This window comes from Desulfococcus sp. (assembly GCF_041737845.1).
Lineage (GTDB): Bacteria > Desulfobacterota > Desulfobacteria > Desulfobacterales > Desulfococcaceae > Desulfococcus.
The window spans coordinates 1-2,885 of the sequence record NZ_JBGSQX010000016.1 but is presented as its reverse complement, the minus strand read 5'-3'; the positions used below and the strand labels follow the sequence as shown (position 1 = coordinate 2,885).

Sequence of the window (2,885 nt, the reverse complement as noted above, 5' to 3'; positions counted from 1 at the left end):
GGGTCGGCATCCGTCATCCCGGCCCGGATTTCATCCATTGCCTCGAAAAAGCGCTGACCGGCAGGGACCGTATCGACGGCGCTCCCGGGTTTGAGGATGATGTTGCCGCCCTGGATGCCGATCTCCAGAACATCCCCTTCCCGAATCCCCAGAATGGCCCGCAGCGCTTTGGGGATGGTGATCTGCCCGTTGCGGTCGACTTTGACCAGAGGCATGGCCGGCTCCTGTGGTTGTTGTTCCCGAGGTGGAATGCAAGTTCCATATTATGTGATCCCTGCAGGATGCGCAAAGCCCTTGTCAAATCGCAAAGGTCCCCCGCCGACGGGCAAGCCGAAGCCCGCATCAGCTGCCGGACGGAACATCCGGCTCAACGCGGGTTAGCGTGAAAATCGAGTTTTAATATTTATCTTAAAAACGTAAATCGCTATAACTTACTTAAAATATGCAGCTTAACGATATCACAGACTTCATCGGGATGTTCTGTTACCCAGTCGTTTCACGCTAATCCGCGATGAGCCGAATTTTCCAGGGGGTGTTTAGAGCGTCCTGAACAGATGACATTCCGCCTTCCCTTATGAATTCAACCACAGCTCTGCGGGTGTGGTGAAAAACTCTTCCAGCGGGATGCCGCTTCCGCCAACCACAAGCAACCGTGCTTCGGGATACCGGGAGCGAAACGCTTCCAGCCCGGAGGTTTTGCCCCCTCTGCCGCTTTTCACTTCGATGCCCCAAATTCGGGTTCCACGGGCAATCACAAAATCCACCTCGCGATCTCCTTCCCGCCAGTATGTGACGGCATAGTCCGCTGCGGATAAATTGCCAAGGAGAATGCCGCCCACGGCATTCTCGACCAGCCGGCCCCACCAGCCCGCATCCCCTATGGATTCTTCAAATGAGCGGGTGGAAAGCGAATTGACCAGGGCATTGTTCCATAACAGCAGTTTAGGGCTGCTTCCCCGCTTGCGAACGGAACCACGGGAAAAAAGCTCCAGTCCGCTGACAAGAAAGGCGGTTTCCAGAAGCTTCAGATAATTGGCGATGGTGGTGGTATTGCCCACATCCTGCAACTGTCCGAGCATTTTGTTATAGGACAGGATCTGGGCCGGAAACGTCGCCGCAAGCGCGAACAAATGCCTCAGCAGTGTCGGCTTGGTGATTTTCTGGAGTTGCAGCACATCCCTCGCCAGCACCGTTTCAATCAGGGAATCGGCCACGTATCGTTTCCATTTTCCCTCATCATCACTGAAACCCGCCGCGCCTGGATATCCGCCGAAATAAAGCCACCGCGTCAGGTCCCAGCCAAAGGCGTCCGCGCATTCCGGAAACGTCCAATGGCCGCACCGATGCAGGAAAAAGCGCCCCGCCAGGCTTTCCGACAGTCCCGCCTGAATCAGCAGGGCGGATGATCCCAGCACAAGCAACCGGATATCTTGTGATTTCCGGATGGCGGCATCCCACAGCCCTTTCAGGGATTCACTCCAGCCGCGCACTTTTTGAACTTCATCAAGAACCAGAAGCACCGCGCCGCCGGATCGGGCGGCATCGATCTCGGCTCGGCGCCACTGGGTTTCAATCCATTCGGGGCCCGGGGGAAGCGGCGTATCGGCAGAGGCATAAACGGAAGGGAACGGCAGTTTTTCCATGACCTGGTAGGCGATGGTTGTTTTTCCCACCTGACGGGGTCCGGTAATCACCTGAAAGACAGGCTGCTTTTTTTCAAGCTCACGGGCCAGCAAGAGTGTTAATGACCGTTCAAAACTATTCATATATATTTTATAATCAATTAGTTATTTGATTAAAGAAATTTTACTCAACCATTGAGTAAAATTACGCAACCATTGAGTAATACATTAATCCACCGATGCATTTTCCGTCAAGAAATTACGGAAAGATTTGGTTCATCGCGGAATCGTGTGATACCGGGACGAACGGTGCATTGTTCGCTGGACATCTCCCGCCGATTGTTATTCGTAGTTATGGGAAAAACCCCTTGGAGGACCCCCTGTGCCAACGGACAGGGGGAGACGATCGAAGAAACCAAAAACAGTTTGCGACAAGACATTGAATTAATTTTGGAAGATCGCAGGGCGGACATGCTTCGGGGGCTGCCCGAAGACGCTATCCAGGAAACGGTATCGGTCGGCTGAAACGGCGGGATGTAGAACGTAAACCGTGAAATGCCGGTTTTCCCGTGGGGGCGGTTCGCGAACCGCTCCCATCGGGTGGATGAATCCGAAAACAGGCGTTGGGGCATCGGTGCGGTTGAGTTCCAGCATTGCAGGATGGGTGGAGCGAAGCGCAACCCATCGCCGAATGACGCGGCTGTGATGGGTTTCGCTGCACTCCACCCATCCTATGGACTACGGACTGTTGGAAAACTTTACAGATTATCTATTTGAATGATGTTTGCTTGGAGCTCCACAAAATCACCCGACGTCACGATCCGGATTCCCCGGTACGTTTTCAGATCGGTCAGGCGGTGATCTCCGGAAATGATGAAATCCGCCCAGCCTTCCACGGCGCACGCCAGGTATCTGTCGCCGGCGGGGTCGCCCTGGACCCTCCTGACCGCTGTCCTTTCCTCCGTCATCTGGGCAATTTCGGCATATGCATTCAGAAATTCCCGGATTCGTCCGAGTGACATGCGATGCCGCCCTGCAAGCTTCGGATCCTGCAGCACCCGTTCGATCTCCGCCAGGATGCCGCGGGAGACCAGCAACCCCACCCTGTCCGCTCTCACCCAATCCAGGATGGCCGAGGCATTGGAACCGGGGGTCAAGAGGGGGCTCACAAAAACGTGCGTGTCGATCACGGCGCGGATCATTTCCGGCTTCCCGCCTGGGTTCCGTTGACCGCCTCCTTTTTTGCCGCCGCCACGGCCGCTT

The 2,885-nt window shown here is 55.2% G+C and carries 3 protein-coding genes; all 3 read right to left on the bottom strand.

From position 1 onward, the window contains the following. Positions 1-215 (bottom strand): AbrB/MazE/SpoVT family DNA-binding domain-containing protein (locus tag ACEW8N_RS01705; RefSeq protein WP_373498060.1); only part of this gene is annotated, 215 nt, incomplete at its 3' end. Between the two features lie 357 nt (positions 216-572). Beyond that, positions 573-1,766 (bottom strand): ATP-binding protein, encoded by a 1,194-nt coding sequence (locus tag ACEW8N_RS01700; RefSeq protein WP_373498059.1) that lies wholly within the window; start codon positions 1,764-1,766, stop codon positions 573-575. Positions 1,767-2,380: 614 nt separating this feature from the next. Then, positions 2,381-2,885, bottom strand: a 505-nt coding sequence (locus tag ACEW8N_RS01695; RefSeq protein WP_373498058.1) for a putative toxin-antitoxin system toxin component, PIN family, incomplete at its 5' end; no start/stop codon positions are given.

Excerpts from the sequence above, each read along its gene's own strand:
- ACEW8N_RS01700 (WP_373498059.1), bottom strand. The coding sequence starts at position 1,766 with ATGAATAGTTTTGAACGGTCATTAACACTCTTGCTGGCCCGTGAGCTT.